This is a genomic window from Aliiglaciecola sp. NS0011-25, assembly GCF_040370605.1.
Taxonomy (GTDB): Bacteria; Pseudomonadota; Gammaproteobacteria; order Enterobacterales; family Alteromonadaceae; genus Aliiglaciecola; species Aliiglaciecola lipolytica_A.
Genome location: NZ_BAABWR010000003.1, coordinates 74,932 through 93,498 on the forward strand (window position 1 = coordinate 74,932; position 18,567 = coordinate 93,498).

The window sequence follows — 18,567 nt, forward strand, 5'->3', positions numbered from 1 at the left end:
GCCTCTTAATTCGAGGCCTTTTTTATGTGCGCAGAATGCTTAACTCATCATTTTATTTATCGACTATGGGCTTAGCAGCCAACTTATTGACGAATACCTTTACCAGTAGATGCCCAGTAAATCCCGCCAAACAAGTGCTCCAGAAACGCACTATTTTCATAGACTGCTGGCAAATGTCCTAAGCTGGTATAAAAAGCACGACCACCATCCATTTCCTGATACCAAGCAATGGGATGAAACTTCCCCATTCCATCGCCTTTAACTCTTCCCCAATCGGCTTGTGGAGAGTAAGTTGATTCGTCTACCTGCAAAATATAATTCAAGTTGCTACTTAACTCTGGACCAAACTGATACCACTCATCTGTCCATAATGACACATCAGGCATCATCTCCAAGCCTGGAAAAGTGCGATCAATCACCGCCAACTCAGCGGTCTGAATAAGCGGATGAATCACAAACTGTCGGCCCACTAACTTCCCATACCATGGCCAATCGTATTCAGTGTCACTGGCGCTATGCACACCCACATATCCCTTGCCAGATTGGATAAATTGTTCAAATGCTTGCTGTTGTGACGAATTTAGAATGTCACCGGTGGTAAGTAAAAACATGACAACATCATACTGAGCAAGATCTTTTTGATTAAATACATTAGCATCTTCGTGCCAATCCATATCAAAATGATGCTTTTCAGACATTTTAGTTAGCGCATTTATTGCTTGATTCACTGAAGTATGATGAAAACCAGCCGTTTTGCTAAACACTAAAAGTTTAAATTGTTTGGCTTATGCGGACATGCAAAACACGAATGTCACAACCAATACGGCAACTATGTTTACGCAATTTTTAACGCGCATAATATCTATCCTCTTTGAAGTCTCTAAAAACAAAAAGGGTGCAAACTAATTGCACCCTACAAAATCAAAAGTCAGTTCTTATCCAACCATGTCTTCCAATTCAGTACCTTTGGTTTCATGTACTAATTTAATCACAAACAGTACAGATATCAGCGCACATACGGCGTAAAAACCATAAGCGCCCGCTAAGCCAATACTAGTCAACATAATTGGGAAGGTCATGGTTATGGCAAAGTTAGCGCCCCATTGAAATAGTCCAGCAACCGCCAAACCAGAGCCGCGAATTTGATTAGGGAACATTTCTCCCAACATTACCCACATTACCGGTCCCCATGAGAGGTTAAAGAAGAACACATATGCATTAGCAGACACCAGCGCCAAGGTTCCTAAGCTGCCTAAATCTAAATTGCCGTTAGCATCGAAATCTGCAGTTGCGAAACAAAAAACTATCAACCCTAAAGTCAATGTCATGCCCATAGATCCTAAAGTTAATAAAGGCTTGCGTCCGATTTTGTCAATTAACAACATAGTAATAACACAAGCTGCGATACTTACTGCCCCACTGATAATATTAATCAGTAACGCGTCTGATTCGGAAAATCCAACGGCTTGCCACAATACTGCGCCATAATAAAAAACCACATTGATGCCGACCAGCTGTTGAAATACAGCTAAACCAATACCTACCCATACAATTTTTCTTACTTTTCCTGAACTTCTATCCATTAAGTCAGATAATTTAGGTTGATGGTCATCAGCCAAAGACGCCTCAATTTCAATTAACTTTTGTTCTCCTGCACCTGCACCATATAGGCGGATAAGCACCTCTTTGGCTTTAGGTAATTGCTTTTTTATCACTAAAAAACGTGGGCTTTCTGGAATTAGTAATAAACTTCCCAGAAATAAAAATGCGGGCACTAATTCAATCCAAAACATCCAACGCCATGCACTGAATCCCATCCATAAATCGGCTGTGGATACACCGGCCAAATCTGCAAGTAAGTAGTTACTAACGAATGCCGCAAACAAGCCACTGATGATAGCAACCTGTTGAATGGTTGTGAGCATGCCGCGGAATCTTGCTGGTGCAATTTCACTGATGTAGGCGGGAGCCATAACCGACGCTGCGCCCACAGCCAAACCGCCTAAAATGCGATAAACAATGAACTCACCAGAAGTATCTGCGATTCCAGAACCCCAAGCACTGATAATGAAGAATATAGCAGCCAAAATTAAAATTGTTTTTCGCCCAAACAAATCCGCTAATCGTCCAGCAGAAAATGCGCCAATTGCACAACCCAGCAACATACTGGCGACGTTAAAACCAGTGCCAACGCTGTCTGAATTGAATGCGCTTTGTAATCCATCAACGGTACCGTTTATCACCCCGCTGTCGAAACCAAATAAAAAGCCGCCTATAGTCGCCACACAACTCACCATAATGATGAACAACATATTTTCTTTTTCTTGTACCAACGGAAGCTCCTGATTGTTTTAATTGATTTTTACTCGGCAGCCGAAAATTATCCTATTGCCTTTCAATCACATAACACTGTTAAAGAATTGTTAATCGATAGAGTATAGATAAGGCTCTAATTTTGGAAATAAAAAATAATTAAGATAAAGCCATTACTAGATTAATTAATCGGATAAGGTTCAATGGTTTCTATGCTGCCGTCAGCTAAATGCGTAAGCTTAGTCATTTTTACGCTACGCAAATGGGTTTGTCCTTTCGATAATTTGCTATCGTGATAAAACAAATACCATTGACCCGCATATTCCACAATCGAGTGATGATTGGTCCAACCCACAACTGGATTTAAAACAACTCCTTGGTAAACAAAGGGTCCCATGGGATTGTCGCCCACCGCATAGGCTATTTTATGAGTATCACCTGTTGAATAAGAAAAGTAATATTTGCCTTGGTATTTATGCACCCACGCCGCCTCAAAGAATCGTTTCTGGTTATCTCCTGCTTTGAGCGGACTGCCATCTTTATTCAGTAATACAACATCTTGCAGTTGGCCTTCGATACTCAGCATATCGTTGGATAGCTTAGCCACTTTAGGCATTAGCGCTGGCTCATCATCGTTTGGATATGTGTCGTGGGGCGAATAATGGCCCATTTGCCATCGTTGCAGTTGGCCTCCCCAAATACCTCCCACGTAAAGGTAATAGCTGCCATCAGTATCAGCAAATACCGCAGGATCAATACTGTAAACATCTTTGATTGGTTCGGCTTGAGCAATAAAAGGGCCGCTGGGAGTATCACTCATGGCTACGCCCACTCTAAATATATCCTGCTCATCCTTAGCCGGAAAATAAAGATAATACTTTCCATTTTTATAGGCTGCATCTGGTGCCCATAGCTGCTTTTTCGCCCAAGCAATGGAGTCTAATGACAATGCTTCCTCGTGTAGGGTTACCTCGCCTTTGGGGTTAATAGAGATAACTCTATAATCTCGCATAGCAAACCTAGCACCATCAGCGCTTCTTTCAATTCCTGATTCGATATCGTGGGAGGGGTAAACATAGATAGCGTCTTCAAACACATGTGCTGAAGGATCTGCTGTGTATATTTGTGTTACTAGTTCGGTGTCAAATTGCACGCGAAAATCAGGAGATTTATCGTCGGCATGAGTGGCTGAGGAGCTGTTACCTTCGCAACCATTCATTGTCATCATCAGTATGACTAGCGAAGCAAAAATGCTCGGGCTCGCGCGGTTTAAAAAACGATTCATAATTGCATCCATGTGCGTTTAATCTAAGCGCTGTCAATGCTCATTTAAACGAACATTTAGAGCGACTAACTTGCTGCTAGATTACCACTCATTTGCTCGATTCAGGTTTACATAAATTTCATAATGCTATTACAAATCATCACAATCTGGATGATTTAAGCTGATTAAGCTTTTCACTAAGGCATGTTTGAACAACAAAACATGAGTTACAAACAAAGTAACTCGATGCTTAAACAATAGGTAAGGTAGTCGTATATTTAATTTGTTCCATTGCAAAACTTGAAGTGACGTCAGATAAATCGATACCAGAGACCAACTTTTTGTAAAAAACATCAAATGCTTTTAGATCCTTAACCATCACTTTGAGCATATAATCGTATTCCCCACTCATACGATAAAACTCAACCACCTCTTCTAAATTACTAGCATGTACAGCAAACATTTTGAGCCATTTATCATCATGTTTTCCGGCTTTTACTTGCACAAATGCGGTGACGTTTAACCCAACTTTTTCACTGTTCAACAAGGCCACACGTCGGTTGATTACACCTTGTTTTTCAAGTAACTGAATACGTCTCCAACAGGGTGTATTGCTCAAACCGACCTGTTCAGCTATATGACTTACTGAAAGAGTTACGTCTTGTTGCATTAATCGCAAAATGCGCTTATCTATAGCATCCACAATGTTAATTACCTTACAAATTAGAATTAAATTCTAATATAAGGTAAATAAGTGAAATATTTTAGAATTTTTTACTTTTTTTGCATGTCAAACTAATTAAAAATCACAATGGATATAACGATTATGTTGGCAAGACAAAACATCATTCAACCGCAAGCGACTTTAACCGAAAACATACATGGCGATATTACCCAAACGATTGGCAATACGCCGTTAGTTAGATTGTCACGCATTATTGAAAATGCCGGGCTCGAATGTGATCTGGTTGCCAAGGTGGAATATTTTAATCCTGCTGGCTCTGTCAAAGATCGTCCAGCTTTGGCGATGATAGATGCGTTAATGGCCTCGGATGAGTTCACAGCAGATACCCACATCATTGAAGCAACATCGGGTAATAACGGGGTGGCATGTGCGTGGATTTGCGCAATCCGACAAATTCCATTAACTATTGTTATTCCAGAACACATGTCGATCGAACGTAGAAAGTTAATCCGTTTATATGGCGCAGAAGTTATTACCACACCTAAAGCGCTAGGTACTAAAGGTGCCATTGACCATGCGGCATTATTGGTTAGCCAGCAGCCAAACGCGGTGTCGTTAAATCAATTTTCAAATCAAGCCAATGTGGACACCCACTTTAATACCACTGCTCAGGAAATTTGGCGAGACAGCGGCGGAAATATTGATATATTTGTTGCCGGTGTAGGCACAGGAGGCACTATTACTGGTATTGCCAAAGCCCTCAAACAACTTAATTCGAACATCCAAATTGTTGCAGTGGAACCCAGCGCTTGTCCGGTGTTAAGTGAAGGGAAAAGTGGCGTGCATAAAATTCAAGGACTTAGCTCTGGTCATATCCCGGATATTTTAGATGTAAGCGTAATTGATGACATACAGACTATCAGTGACGATGATGCCGTTGAATACGCCAGAATGTTAGCCAGAGTTGAAGGAATTCCAGTAGGCATTTCATCAGGTGCCGCAGTATGTGCAGCCATGAGATTAGCTGCACTAGCAGAAAATAAAGGCAAAAGAATTGTGACCTTGTTCGCCGATACTGCAGAGCGTTATTTTAGTACTGATTTGTTTGCCCACTGCCAATAAAGCAAAAATAAATACAGCCAACTATTAACATCATTAACAGCACTTATTTTTGCAGGTTAGTGAACTGCGATTGTAAATATATTGGCAATTCTAAAAGATCTGTATTTTTTAGGTTGCCTTTCCCTTGAAATTTTTAGTCGTAGCACAAGATCTTAGGTATGATGAAATATTAACAATCAGCAAGGATCAATATTGGCTATTAAACTCGGGATCGTAATGGATCCGATTGAAAGCATAAATATCAAAAAAGACACCAGTTTTGCGATGCTTTTGGATGCCCAAAAACGCGGGTATGAGATTACCTATATGGAAATGTCTGACCTGTACATTGATAACGGTGTTCCCATGGCACAAATGCGGCCTTTGAAAGTCATCAAAGACCCACAAAAGTGGTTTGAATTAGGTGAATCAAAGAATCTCAACTTGGCAGAACTTGATGTTATTTTAATGCGCAAAGATCCGCCTTTTGATAGTGAATTTCTGTACTCAACACATATATTTTCTTTAGCTGAACAAGCTGGCACTTTAGTCGTTAATCGCTCCTCTAGTTTACGTGACTTTAATGAGAAGTTGTTTACTTCATGGTTCCCAGATTTAATTCCAGATACATTGGTCACCCGCAATTCAGCGTTGATCCGTGAATTCCATAAAAAGCATCAGGACATCATTTGTAAACCATTAGATGGTATGGGTGGTACATCTATTTTTCGCGTCACCCCAGATGGCACGAACTTGGGTGTGATCATGGAAACCTTGACTAACAATGGTTCCACTTATGCGATGTTTCAGCGCTACATGCCAGAAATAAAAGACGGTGACAAACGAATACTGATTATTGATGGACAGGTTGTTCCCTATTGTCTTGCTCGCTTACCGACTAAGGGCGAAACCCGCGGAAATTTAGCCGCTGGCGGAACAGGAAGACCACAACCCTTGTCTGAATCGGATAAACAAATAGCCGAAAAGATAGCTCCGTTGCTGGTTGAAAAAGGCTTAATCTTTGTAGGCCTTGATGTCATAGGCGACCGAATTACCGAAATTAATGTCACCAGCCCCACTTGTGTTCAAGAAATTGAAGCCGCATATGATGTCAATATTACAGGTATGTTATTCGATGCTATTGAAAAACGTTTAGGTGAAAGTAATGCAAAGCTTTGAACATCATTTATTGGTCGCAATGCCAAGTTTAGATGATCCGTATTTTGCCCGTTCTCTAACTTACATTTGTGAACACAATGACAAAGGCGCTATGGGTTTGGTGATTAATCAGCCGATCGGTATGAGCTTACAAGAATTAATCACCCAAGCAGATAAAGACGCCATAGTATTGGCAGAAAAAGCAGATGAAATTGTTTTGGCTGGCGGTCCTGTGAGTCAAGACCGTGGTTTTATCTTGCACACAACCCAACCAGGTTGGAGTTCAAGTTTACAACTCACATCGGAAATCATGATCACCACCTCCAAAGATATACTATCGGCGCTTGGTAATGAAAAAGCCCCAGCTAAATCCTTAGTGACCCTAGGTTACGCCGGTTGGACTGCGGGGCAACTTGAAGAAGAAGTGCAAAACAATTCATGGTTGATAGTGGAAGCGGATGAGGAATTATTATTCGACGTCCCTATCCACAAAAAATGGGAAGAAGCTGTTCGCAAACTTGGCATAGACGTTTGGCAACTGGGTCCGGATGCGGGTCATGCTTAAAAGGCGTTTAAAATTATGACAAGCACCTCTAAAACCTTATTGGGTTTTGATTTTGGAACCAAAAGTATTGGTGTTGCTATTGGCCAAGAAATTACCGGTACAGCTTCGCCGTTAGAGGCAATTCATGCCCGTGATGGTATTCCTGATTGGGAGCTGGTAAATAAAGTCTATGAACAATGGCAACCCCATTTAGTGGTCGTTGGGCTGCCTTTAAATATGGACGGTAGCAAACAAGAGATGACGTTTAGGGCGCAAAAGTTTGCGAACAGGCTACACGCAAAATTTAAAGTCCCAGTGCAAACTCTTGACGAGCGTCTAACCACTGTAGATGCAAAAGCACGATTGTTTGAAATGGGAGGGTTTAAAAAGCTCACTAAAGGCAAGGTAGATAGCGCTTCTGCATGCTTGATCTTAGAAAGTTTTATGTCACAGTAAAATTATAATGTGTTTGCCGTGGCAGTGATACTATTGCCACAATTCCAACACAGTGAAAAGCTTCCTTCATTTTCTTCATTGCATTTCTCACATACCCAATTTTTTGCCTCTGCAGGTTGTACGTCGAATTCCTCAATTAATTTATTCGCCTTGTGTTGCCATGCATCATCAGTTAACCAAACTTCAGGCATAGCATCTAATGGCGATAATTCCCCGATTGCGCCAATTGCAAACTCATTCTTAATAAAATTGGGAATGTGATTATCATCTAATAGCTGTTTAATCTGGTAGATACGAAAACGATCATTGTGCCAATAAATTTTTTTCATTCAGGCTAATCCATATCAATGGAAACATTAGACAGTGAACCTAAACCTGTCCCCTCTTCCGTATCCAGTTTAATCATTAAACGCAGGTCATTTGGTGAATCAGCATGATGGATAGCCTGTTCCATGCTAATGCGTTCTTGTTTATATAATTCATACAAAGCCATATCAAAGCTTTGCATCCCCATTTCTTTGCCTTTTTTCATTGCTTCTTTGAGCGAACCAATTTCATTGCGCTGAATTAAATCTGTCACTAATGGCGAGTTAAGTAAAATTTCGATGGCCGCAACCCGCCCTTTACCGTCAATCGTAGGAACAAGCTGTTGTGCAACAATGGCTCGCAAATTTAAACTCAAATCGAAACGCAATTTTTCATGCTGCTCTGGTGGTGCTAAGTGCATAATACGTTCAATCGCCTGATTGGCATTGTTGGCGTGTAAAGTCGCCACACATAAGTGCCCGGTATCGGCAAATGACATGGCATATTCCATGGTTTCCATAGATCGAATTTCGCCAATCAAAATCACATCCGGCGCTTGTCGCAATGAACTTTTAAGCGCATCGTCGAACGAACGAGTGTCTATGCCCACTTCCCGTTGTGTCACCACACAGCCTGCATGTTCATGGACAAATTCGATAGGGTCCTCAATGGTCAGTATGTGGCCTCTTGAGTTTTGATTACGATGTCCCATCAATGCAGCTAAGGATGTTGATTTACCGGTACCTGTAGCACCAACAAACAACAACAGTCCTCGCTTGGACATTATGACGTCTTTAAGTATCTCTGGTAGGCCCAGCTCATCGGCTTTGGGAATTTGCGTAACGATGCGGCGAACCACCATGCCGGCCATATCCCGCTGCCAAAAGGCACTGCAACGAAAACGTCCAATGCCATCTCTAGCAATCGCAAAGTTACACTCTTTACTGTTATTAAATTCGTCCTGCTGTTTCTCGCTCATAACGTTATGAACCAGTGCAAGTGCGGCTTCTTCACTTAAACGCTCATCATTGATCGGCGTCATTTGCCCATTTATTTTTGCACTAATGGGAAAGCCAACTGTAATAAACAAGTCTGATGCACCTTGTTCTGCCATTTTTCTCAGATAAGGATTTAAGTCCATCGGATACTCCTAGAAACCAATTTTTGGTTGTTTATCAACAGATTTAGACGCCGCATCTTGGGCGGTTATCACGCCTTGAGCAACGAGACGTTGTAAACATTGATCCATGGTTTGCATTCCATGGGCCTGACCGGTTTGAATTACCGAATACATTTGCGGAACCTTATCTTCACGGATCAAATTACGAATTGCTGGAATCCCTATCATAATCTCATGAGCTGCAATTCGGCCGCCGCCCACCTTCTTCAACAATGTTTGAGAAATTACAGCTCGCAAAGACTCTGAGAGCATGGAGCGTACCATCGACTTTTCTTCAGCCGGAAATACGTCAATGATTCTGTCTATGGTCTTAGGTGCTGAGTTGGTATGTAAAGTTGCAAATACCAAATGGCCTGTTTCGGCAGCGGAGATCGCCAAGCGAATGGTTTCTAAGTCCCGCAATTCACCCACCAGTATCACATCGGGATCTTCCCGTAATGCAGATCGCAGCGCATTATTAAAACTGTGAGTATCCCGATGCACTTCACGTTGGTTGAGTACACAAAGTTTGTTTTGATGGACAAATTCAATGGGATCTTCAATGGTTAGAATGTGCTCTCTTTTACTAGTATTGATGTGATCTATCATCGCCGCCAAGGTCGTACTTTTCCCCGAACCTGTTGCCCCGGTAACCAACACTATACCTGTAGGCTGATTAATAATATCTTTGAAAATAGCCGGAGCGCCCAAATCATCCAAAGTGAGTACTTTACTCGGGATAGTCCTTAGTACCGCCGCTGCGCCTCGGTTTTGCACAAAGGCATTGACACGAAATCGAGATAAATCTTTTACTTCAAAAGAAAAATCCACTTCCAAATTTTCTTCGTATTCTTTACGTTGTTTATCGTTCATGATTTCGTAAATCAACGCATGTACCTGTTTATGATCCAATTCCGGCACATTTAAACGGCGAATTTCACCGTCTACACGTATTATCGGTGGCAACCCCGCTGATAGATGTAAATCTGATGCATTATTCTTAACACTAAAAGCTAAAAGTTCGGTAATATCCAAAATACGATTCTCCGTCTAAATAGTGGCTCATGGAAACAATAGCAGAACGTCTCAAAAGCGCACATAAAAGCCTAACTATGGCATTAAATAAAGCTAATCGTGCGCCAAATTCAGTGCAAATACTAGCAGTGAGTAAAACAAAACCGGTATCTGATATCGTCCTTGCGTATGAAGCAGGACACCGATCATTCGGCGAAAACTATGTGCAAGAGGGTGTCGAAAAAGTTCAGGAATTGCAAGAGCTTAAAGATATCGAATGGCACTTTATTGGCCCCATTCAATCAAATAAAAGTAAACCCGTAGCAGAGAATTTCGACTGGGTGCAAAGTGTCGATCGAGAAAAAATCGCGAAACGCTTAAATAATCACCGTAGTGCGCACAAAAAATTAAATGTGTTAATTCAGGTAAATATCAACGCTGAAGAAAGTAAAGCTGGGGTTTTACCTAATGAAATTGAGACACTAGCCGCGCTAATTGATACACTACCAAACTTAACGCTTAGAGGATTAATGACAATTCCCAAAGCTTCACAATCTGCACAAGAACTGGTTAACACCTATCAACACATGCACCAACTTTTCGTCGACTTACAACACTCTTATGAATCAGTTGACACATTATCCATGGGCATGAGTGCAGATATAGAACCAGCAGTGCTAAATGGAAGTACTATGGTACGGGTAGGAACAGCCATATTTGGTGCCCGCAATTACACAACCTAAGAGACAATAATTTATGAGTGAAAAAACCATTGCGTTTATTGGCGCAGGTAACATGACACGTTCGATTATCTCCGGTCTGGTAAAATCGGGATATGATCCAAAGAAAATCATTGCCAGTAATCCATCTATCGGCAAATTAGAAAGTTTAAAGTCTGAATTAGGGGTGAATATCACCCAAGACAACCAAGATGCCGTTAAACAAGCCAGTGTCATAGTGCTTGCGGTTAAACCTCAACTGATGGAAACAGTTTGCCAAGATTTAGCCAGCAAACTAGATTTAAACGGCAAGCTATTTGTGTCCATTGCGGCGGGAATAAGTCACGCACGTTTGCTGGAAATGCTTGGCGGTAATTACGATTTGGTTAGAACGATGCCAAATACACCTAGCCTATTAAGTAAAGGCATGACAGGTTTGTATGCACCCGATACCCTTGCCGCTGATTTAAAAGAGTTTGTAGATCAGATGATGGGCAGTGTTGGTGAAACATTGTGGGTATCCAAAGAATCCGACATAGATATCGTTATTGCCACAGCAGGCAGCAGCCCAGCCTATTTTTTCTTATTCTTAGAATCAATGCAGAATCATGCTGTGTCTTTGGGAATGAGCCAACAAGACAGCAGAAAACTAGTCCAACAAGCAATGTTGGGCGCAGCTGAAATGGTTTGTCACAATGATCACCTTGAAATTGGCGAGCTTAGAGCCCAAGTTACTTCAAAAGGTGGTACAACTAATCAAGCTATCGAGAGCTTTCAAGCTAGTGATTTGCCGTCAATTGTCGCAACAGCGATGGATGCTGCAATTAGTCGTGCCCAACAAATGTCTAAACAATTTTAAAGGTATCAATATTTATGGAAGCCGTGGCTTTTTTGGTTGAAACAATTTTTAAGCTCTACTTGATGGTCGTCATGTTAAGACTTTGGCTACAATTAGCCCAAGCTGACTTTTATAACCCTTTGAGTCAATTCATTGTCAAAGTGACACATCCAATAATAGGTCCATTACGCAGAGTTATTCCATCTATTGGCAGATTCGATACCGCGACTTTTGTATTTGCGTTGGTCATTGCGTTGGCCAACATATGGGTGATTGCTGCGATTAATGGTTTCATGTTAACCAATGTTTTTTGGATATTAAAAAATGCCTTGGTAATGCTGCTTGTTGAAGGGGTTCAATTAATAATATATGTGTTAATTATTCGCGCGATCTTAAGTTGGGTAAGTCAAGGCAACAACCCTCTTGAATTCTTATTCCAGCAATTAACTGAACCTATGATTGCCCCCATAAGACGCATCATACCGCCTATCGGTGGGCTTGATTTATCACCTATGATATTAATCATCTTTTTGCTTTTTATCATGCGACTATTTTAGGAAGATAAAATGTTTTATCGGGTTATTTGTATTTCACTAATAGTGTTTGCTAGTTTTGCATCGGCAGAACAGAAAAAGGTTTTGGGTGATTGGGATGTGCATTACATCGCCTTTAATACTACTTTTTTGACGCCCGAAATCGCTCGGGCGAATGGGATTGTTCGTAGCCCAAATAATACGCTAATTAATATTTCTGTTATTAATAGACAAAACAAACAGGCTCAAAAAGTAGATATTAGCGGTACCGCAAGAAACCTGCTGGGCACCACTATAGAACTTACTTTTAAACCGGTAGTCGAGGGAGAAGCCATATATTATTTGGCTTCGATGCCCTTCGAGCATGAAGATCATTACCGCTTCAATATTTCTTTACAACAGAATAAAGTACAGCAAACACTAAAATTTGAACAAAAGCTTTATCGTGAAGAACAGTAATAAATAAACGAATTTAGTTGTATTTTTATACCATTGTTTAATGGTAAAACCTGCCAAATTACTCTAACGTTTAGGTATTAAAACTAAACGACTAGTTTCCATGGAAAATAATCCCAAGCTTTTGGATAAAACCAAACGCAATACCCTAAAAACGTTAGCTAAAAGTGGTGCTAGCGCCGTGCTTCTTAGCAAGGCGCCTTATGTGTTTGCCCGAACGAAAACCGTATTAAAGGTGCTTGGTACCCATGTAACTTTGCAAAACGAGTTGCGCGAGCAAGCCATGCAGGACCTAGGTATCGATTTAGTGTTTGAAGCTAGGGGCAGCGCAGCAGTCATGCAAAAAGCCTCAATGGACCCTAGTTCTTTTGATTTATACGAGCAATGGTCAAATAGTATCAATGTGCTTTGGGCAGCGGGAGCTATCCAAGCCATAGATAAAAACAGAATTACGCACTGGAATGAGATCAACTCATTAACCAAAACGGGTAAAATCACTGATAGCGCTAAAATTGGTGCAGGGGATGCCCCGTTTAAAATTCTACACGTACAAGACGACGGCAGTTTAGGTACAGATCACACCGATAAGATTAGTTTTTTACCATACGTACACAATGTCGATTCTTTTGGTTACAACACCAACAAAATACCTCAAGGAGTTCCATACGAAACCGAAAGCTGGGGTTGGTTGTTGGACGCCAAAAATAGAGGAAAGGTAGGCATAGTCAATGCGCCAACTATTGGCATCTTTGACTTAGCCTTAGCGGCCCAAGCCCAAGGTGTTCTGACGTTCAACGACATAGGTGCAATGTCTAAGCGCGAATTAGACATATTGTTTGATTACCTAATTGACCTAAAGCACCAAAATCACTTTAGCGGCTTTTGGACGTCTGTTCCCGAGTCAGTTGATTTTATGCGCTCTGATCGAGTTCACATTGAAAGTATGTTCTCACCTGCAGTATCAGCATTGAACGGACAAAATGTACCTGTCTCATTTGCCGCTCCTAAAGAAGGCTATAGGGGCTGGCACGGTGTCATGTGCATGTCATCTGCGATTTCCGCTAGTAACAAAGATGCGGCCTATGATTATATGAATTGGTGGTTATCTGGTTGGCCTGGGGCTTTTATCGCCAAACAAGGTTACTATATTTCTAACCCACAACGTTCAGCTAAGTTTTTAAGTCAGGCAGAATGGGATTATTGGTATCGCGGTTTGGCCGCGAGGCACGATTTGCAAGGGACTGATGGCAATATATCAGTGAAAAAAGGCGATATTCGTTCCGGGGGTAATTATGAAACGCGATTCTCAAATGTAGCTGTTTGGAATACGGTTATGCCCACTTACGATTATAGTCTGCAAAAATGGTACGAATTTATTAGCTCATAAGACATTTGGAGGTCTAAAGTAATTGTTTAATTCGTTAAAAATTCAAATAACGATAGTGTTAACTGCGCTGATACTTTTCTTAATTGCACAATCGTATTTGTCCACTAAAAATCAGGAAGTGTTTTTTTCTGGTATAACGTTGTCCCAACAAACAATGGAAAAGGTTGGACTTGTTCGAGATCTTGAAAAAGATGTTCTTGATATCCAGCGTTATGTACTGATTTTTAAACAAACTGCGAGTGACTCTGTGATCGGGCGTTTTGACTCCATTCACGAAAAAATCAATAACAACCTATCATTGTTAAATTCATCAATCCAATCTGATGGACAGGCAGAAGCCTATACCGATAGAATTAACAGAATGCATGCCCACCTTGAAGAATATAGAAGTAACTTCGAAACTGTTGTGCAAGGGCGAAGTCGCAGAGAACGACTATTTCAAGATGACATTCAAACGCGATTTATTACTATCCAAACGCAGTTGCAAGAATATCAAACAAACACAAACCTTTCCGCAGAGCAATACAAAGACGTGTTAACAGCTAAGCAGCTATTGTCTGAGGCACATACAAAATCATTAGAATATTTGTTAACACCAGATCCTGTCATTATTAAAGAATTTGATGATTTGCTGTCTCAAGCAAAAGATATTTTGAACAGTTCAATTCAAGACCCAAAAATGTTTATAGCCGTGGAAAGCGACCTGGGCAAGTTAAGCACTGATTTTAAACAACTTTCGCAAATTACTCGTGGCTATTTGTTTTTAATTAACGTTGTAATGGCAGGTTCCGCAAACGAATTTTTATACTTAACCCGTGAACTCAATCAACTTGTCACCGACAACCAACAACGAATCAATTCAGAAATTATTCAAAGCGGAAAAGATGCACAAAGCAGAAATAGTCTTTTTGCCGCCATAAGTGTCGCGCTTGCTGTGATAGCTGCGTTGTTTTTTACCTATCGGGTGATGATGCCAATATCTGAAATGACTGAGCTATTTAAACAGCTTGCCAGCGGCAAAGGTATCAATAAAAAAATACAAAGACGGCGAAATAACGAGATTGGCGATTTAGCCTCGGCAGCTCAAGTATTCCAAGAAAAGAACATACAGACCCAAGAGCTTTTAGAGCAATCAAAACAATTGAATGCCCAACAAGAAAAATTAAACAAAGAGTTGGCAATATCAACTAAGAAAGCTGAGCGGGCGTTGGCAACCAAAAGCATCTTTCTTGCTAATATGAGTCATGAAATCCGAACTCCTATGAATGGTATCATTGGCTTAGTCGATATAGTGTTAAAATCGAAACTGGATGAAGAGCAGAGAGCGAACTTAGAAAAAGTAGCTTATTCAACCCATATTTTATTGAATTTAATTAATGATATTCTCGATTTTTCTAAGATTGAAGCGGGCAAACTGGATATAGAAAAAGTTAAATTTTCACCCAAATCAATGTTCGAAAATTTACTCGCAAATATTTCTGCAAAAGGCAATGAAAAGAACCTCAATATTCATTTCATCGTGAACCCTCTTTTGCCTCGGGAGCTTATCGGTGACCCGATGAGAATCAGCCAAGTATTGCTTAACTTATGCACTAATGCGGTCAAATTTACCCGCAATGGTTCAGTCATTATCAACATAGACTTTGCGTCTTTAGGTAATAATAAAATTTGTTTGAAAATATCGGTAAAAGACACCGGTATTGGCATGGAAGAAAAACAGCTTAACAATATTTTTAATCCATTCACTCAAGCGGACGAATCTACCAGCAGAAGGTTTGGTGGCACAGGTTTGGGTTTATCTATTGTCAAACAGCTTGTTGAATTGATGGACGGAAAGATAACCGTTGAGTCCGAAGTAAATCGCGGAAGTCACTTTAAAGTTGACTTAGTATTAGATACCGAAAATCAGAATAAATGCATTATGGATTTAGGGCTTGCGGTTAGCATCGCGCACGTTTCTGTCCACGATTCAGGCTTAACTCCCCTTGCGTATCTGCAAAAATTAGACAACGACTATGTATCCTTATCATTAACTGAAATTGATAGTTTTGATTTTCAAACCAAAGAAAATTCATTGTTGTTAATGGATATTGACGACATTAAAACCCATAAAGTCTTAAATCAACACATTGCAAACGCAAAAGAAAAAGGTGTCAAAATTGGTTTAGTCACTAATACACAACCAAGTACACTACCTTCATTATTACAACAAAAGTGGGATCTACCAGTACTTTCTCATCCATTTACGCCAAGGCATTTTAGCTTATTTGTATTGCAAGCTTTAGGGGTTGAAGTGCAGTACAACAAAGATGAATTGGGAGAAATAAGCCTTGTTCCAGCGCAACTCAGTGGCCATGTTTTATTAGTGGAAGATAATCATATCAACCAAATTGTTGCTTGTGAGATGTTATCAAACTTAGGCCTGACGTATGACGTGGCTGAAGATGGTCATCAAGCTGTTACAAAGATCGTCAATTCACCTCAATACGATATTGTTTTAATGGATATCCAAATGCCAGTAATGGACGGTTATGAAGCCACCAAACTGTTAAGGCAGCGGGGATTTGATGATCTAGTGATATGCGGACTATCGGCAAATGCGATGAGCTCAGATTATGATATGGCATATGCTGCTGGCATGAATGATTATATAACTAAACCAATTAAGCCTCAGATGTTAAATAAAGTACTGAGTAAGTACCTTACCTCAGACGAAAAAACAGTCATGTAGTTGACTGTTTTTCGACTTGCATGCAAGTGATTACGCTATCAATTAATAAATATATAATAGGCTTAACAAGCAATGGTTGTTTAACCTTATTAGATTCTATCTTTTAAAACCGCTGAGATTGGTGACGAATCTAAGCCGTTTTCAGCGATCCAAGATTGCAGAGTTTTGCCATCATTTTCTGGTGAGGTTAAGTCACTTTTTGGCATTTTCTTAACTAAAAGTGTTCCTGTTTCAATGGCTTCATTTAACACAGCTGTTCTAATCAGACTATTTCCACCGCAGGTAACGCCTGAATAATAATCTTTTAATTTAAGACGAAAATCAGATTGTACCTTTTTCATCTTTTTGCGTAATTCACCTTTGTCATCCGTCTTAACAATAGTACAAATATTCTGTAATGCGTCGTTGATATCTGCTTGAGCTGCTCCGCTATAGAGAAAGGATGCAGTAACTACAAGAAGAGAAGTTTTAACAATTTTCAACATGGCTAATTCCTCAATTAATTAAATGTTTTCGAAATAATTTCAGCTGCGTTCGCTGTTGAGGTCATTAGACTAAAGTTCTATAACGGTTGAAATATGTACAGCAATACTCCGGTATATTGATTAATACAACTAAGGTTAAACACCATCTAGTTTTTGACTTTTATTTACCGCTTCTTGCACACTGATGAAAACACTTTGGTCTGGGTATCCGTCGGCTAACATATTGTTTGCCAATTGAAATTGACGAATTCCTTTGCGAGTGGCTGGCCCCATGATCCCATCAGCTTTACCTACATCAAAGCCTAATTCGTTTAATCCATCCTGTAATTCGATCATTTGACTAATAGGATAATTCGGTAATTCAGGCAACGACTTCGCCCACTCAGGCTTACCAATGATTCGGTCTGCTAGATAACCTACGGCAAGAGCATAAGACTCAGAATTGTTCCAGCGCATAATCACATCAAAGTTGCTGTAAACAAGGAAGGCTGGCCCTTTCGCTCCGGTAGGCAAGATCAAAGAAGCATCTATTTCACTTTTAGGGATCTTGTCATCATTGACCTTTCGAACGCCAAATTCCGACCACTGGGTTAATTGTTTACGACTATCTTTACCAGCGTGACTGTAATCGAAGTTAGCAGGGAGATTCACTTCTCTTCCCCATATAAAACCTTTTTTCCAGCCCAGTTTATTTAAGAAGTTAGCTGCCGATGACAAGGCATCAGGTTCACTATCCCATAAGTCTACTAAACCATCATTATCGCCATCTACCGCATAATTAATATAGGCTGAAGGCATAAATTGAGTGTGGCCCATGGCGCCTGCCCAAGATCCCAACATCTTGTCTTTTTTTAAGTTTTCTCTTTGCATTAACTTCAGAGCCGTTAGTAACTCCTGAGTGAAAAATCGACTACGGCGCTCATCGCAGGCTAATGTTGCCAATGAATCGATTATCGGCATTTTGCCTTTATAACTACCAAAATTAGTTTCTAATCCCCAAAATGATATTAAATAGTGTGCAGGCACCCCATATTCTTGAGTTAATTGGTTTAATAAGTCTTTATGCTTACGCAGCATTTCTCGACCTTTATCAATTCGCCATTGGGTGACACGTTTATTTAAATAAGTAGGAAAAGTTTGTACAAACTCTGGTTGATTGCGGTCGTATTCGAGCACTTTATCAATCTGTTTCACATCATCTAACGCGTAAGAGATGACTGTTTTATCAATTCCCGCTGTCTCCGCTTTTTGCTGTATATCAGAGATACAGGCTGAAAAAACCTGCTGCGCTGAATCTTGTGCTGCCTCAATGGTGGCAGATTGTGCCATTAAGCTGGCAGAATAAAGCAAGTTGGCAGCGATCAAGGCGCTTTTGCTAATAACAGAAATCATATAGTTCCTTGGCGTTAATGTTTCAA

The 18,567-nt window shown here is 40.4% G+C and carries 19 protein-coding genes; 10 read left to right on the forward strand and 9 right to left on the reverse strand.

Translation table 11 applies throughout. The features are described 5' to 3' along the window. Window positions 1-83 precede the first annotated feature (83 nt). From ABWV72_RS03435 to ABWV72_RS03450, 4 genes are all read right to left on the reverse strand, one after another. Window positions 84-764 (reverse strand): ThuA domain-containing protein, encoded by a 681-nt coding sequence (locus ABWV72_RS03435; protein WP_353368729.1) that lies wholly within the window; start codon window positions 762-764, stop codon window positions 84-86. Between the two features lie 171 nt (window positions 765-935). After that, a complete protein-coding gene (locus ABWV72_RS03440; RefSeq protein ID WP_353368731.1) occupies window positions 936-2,333 on the reverse strand; it encodes a sugar porter family MFS transporter in 1,398 nt (465 codons plus the stop codon). 161 nt (window positions 2,334-2,494) lie between these two features. Beyond that, window positions 2,495-3,598: a glycoside hydrolase family 43 protein gene (locus tag ABWV72_RS03445; protein WP_353368733.1), complete on the reverse strand. Its 1,104-nt coding sequence runs from the start codon at window positions 3,596-3,598 to the stop codon at window positions 2,495-2,497. 229 nt (window positions 3,599-3,827) lie between these two features. Further along, window positions 3,828-4,280 (reverse strand): Lrp/AsnC family transcriptional regulator, encoded by a 453-nt coding sequence (locus ABWV72_RS03450; RefSeq protein WP_303500535.1) that lies wholly within the window; start codon window positions 4,278-4,280, stop codon window positions 3,828-3,830. A 123-nt stretch (window positions 4,281-4,403) separates the two neighbouring features. Here ABWV72_RS03450 and cysK point away from each other — a divergent pair, with 123 nt between their 5' ends. The 4 genes from cysK to ruvX all read left to right on the forward strand — a co-directional run bounded on the left by cysK (window position 4,404) and on the right by ruvX (window position 7,521). Next, on the forward strand, window positions 4,404-5,384 hold the full coding sequence (gene cysK, locus ABWV72_RS03455) for a cysteine synthase A (RefSeq protein WP_216046957.1): 981 nt from the start codon (window positions 4,404-4,406) through the stop codon (window positions 5,382-5,384). A 192-nt stretch (window positions 5,385-5,576) separates the two neighbouring features. Further along, window positions 5,577-6,542, forward strand: coding sequence for a glutathione synthase (gshB, locus tag ABWV72_RS03460; protein ID WP_303500534.1), 966 nt, complete (start codon window positions 5,577-5,579; stop codon window positions 6,540-6,542). Next, the gene (locus ABWV72_RS03465) at window positions 6,529-7,086 is read left to right on the forward strand and encodes a YqgE/AlgH family protein (RefSeq protein ID WP_216046878.1); all 558 of its coding nucleotides are present in this window, start codon (window positions 6,529-6,531) and stop codon (window positions 7,084-7,086) included. The genes gshB and ABWV72_RS03465 overlap by 14 nt, the downstream gene beginning before the upstream one ends. Before the next feature lie 15 nt (window positions 7,087-7,101). Continuing rightward, window positions 7,102-7,521, forward strand: coding sequence for a Holliday junction resolvase RuvX (gene ruvX / locus ABWV72_RS03470; RefSeq protein WP_216046879.1), 420 nt, complete (start codon window positions 7,102-7,104; stop codon window positions 7,519-7,521). 2 nt (window positions 7,522-7,523) lie between these two features. On the opposite strand, the gene ABWV72_RS03475 is transcribed toward ruvX, so the two are convergent. Genes ABWV72_RS03475 through ABWV72_RS03485 form a run of 3 tightly spaced genes read right to left on the reverse strand, consistent with a single transcriptional unit; the run spans window position 7,524 to window position 10,021 of the window. Then, a complete protein-coding gene (locus ABWV72_RS03475) occupies window positions 7,524-7,850 on the reverse strand; it encodes a putative signal transducing protein (RefSeq protein WP_216046880.1) in 327 nt (108 codons plus the stop codon). 5 nt (window positions 7,851-7,855) lie between these two features. Continuing rightward, window positions 7,856-8,968, reverse strand: a complete 1,113-nt coding sequence (locus ABWV72_RS03480; RefSeq protein WP_216046881.1) for a PilT/PilU family type 4a pilus ATPase — start codon at window positions 8,966-8,968, stop codon at window positions 7,856-7,858. Between the two features lie 9 nt (window positions 8,969-8,977). Continuing rightward, entirely contained in the window at window positions 8,978-10,021 is a 1,044-nt protein-coding gene (locus ABWV72_RS03485; protein WP_353368737.1) for a type IV pilus twitching motility protein PilT, read from the reverse strand. Window positions 10,022-10,050: 29 nt separating this feature from the next. Here ABWV72_RS03485 and ABWV72_RS03490 point away from each other — a divergent pair, with 29 nt between their 5' ends. The 6 genes from ABWV72_RS03490 to ABWV72_RS03515 all read left to right on the forward strand — a co-directional run bounded on the left by ABWV72_RS03490 (window position 10,051) and on the right by ABWV72_RS03515 (window position 16,664). Continuing rightward, window positions 10,051-10,743 (forward strand): YggS family pyridoxal phosphate-dependent enzyme, encoded by a 693-nt coding sequence (locus tag ABWV72_RS03490; protein WP_216046883.1) that lies wholly within the window; start codon window positions 10,051-10,053, stop codon window positions 10,741-10,743. A 13-nt stretch (window positions 10,744-10,756) separates the two neighbouring features. Further along, window positions 10,757-11,578 (forward strand): pyrroline-5-carboxylate reductase, encoded by an 822-nt coding sequence (proC, locus tag ABWV72_RS03495; RefSeq protein WP_353368740.1) that lies wholly within the window; start codon window positions 10,757-10,759, stop codon window positions 11,576-11,578. A 14-nt stretch (window positions 11,579-11,592) separates the two neighbouring features. Beyond that, window positions 11,593-12,114, forward strand: coding sequence for a YggT family protein (locus tag ABWV72_RS03500; RefSeq protein ID WP_216046885.1), 522 nt, complete (start codon window positions 11,593-11,595; stop codon window positions 12,112-12,114). Between the two features lie 9 nt (window positions 12,115-12,123). After that, on the forward strand, window positions 12,124-12,549 hold the full coding sequence (locus ABWV72_RS03505) for a DUF4426 domain-containing protein (RefSeq protein ID WP_342807002.1): 426 nt from the start codon (window positions 12,124-12,126) through the stop codon (window positions 12,547-12,549). Window positions 12,550-12,649: 100 nt separating this feature from the next. Further along, window positions 12,650-13,933 (forward strand): ABC transporter substrate-binding protein, encoded by a 1,284-nt coding sequence (locus ABWV72_RS03510; RefSeq protein WP_353368743.1) that lies wholly within the window; start codon window positions 12,650-12,652, stop codon window positions 13,931-13,933. A gap of 139 nt (window positions 13,934-14,072) precedes the next feature. Beyond that, window positions 14,073-16,664, forward strand: a complete 2,592-nt coding sequence (locus ABWV72_RS03515) for an ATP-binding protein (protein ID WP_353368745.1) — start codon at window positions 14,073-14,075, stop codon at window positions 16,662-16,664. 89 nt (window positions 16,665-16,753) lie between these two features. Here the strand turns inward: ABWV72_RS03515 and ABWV72_RS03520 are convergent, their stop codons facing one another. Continuing rightward, window positions 16,754-17,149, reverse strand: coding sequence for a DUF3718 domain-containing protein (locus ABWV72_RS03520; protein WP_342806996.1), 396 nt, complete (start codon window positions 17,147-17,149; stop codon window positions 16,754-16,756). A gap of 135 nt (window positions 17,150-17,284) precedes the next feature. Continuing rightward, window positions 17,285-18,541, reverse strand: coding sequence for a lytic murein transglycosylase (locus ABWV72_RS03525; protein WP_353368747.1), 1,257 nt, complete (start codon window positions 18,539-18,541; stop codon window positions 17,285-17,287). Window positions 18,542-18,567 lie beyond the last annotated feature (26 nt).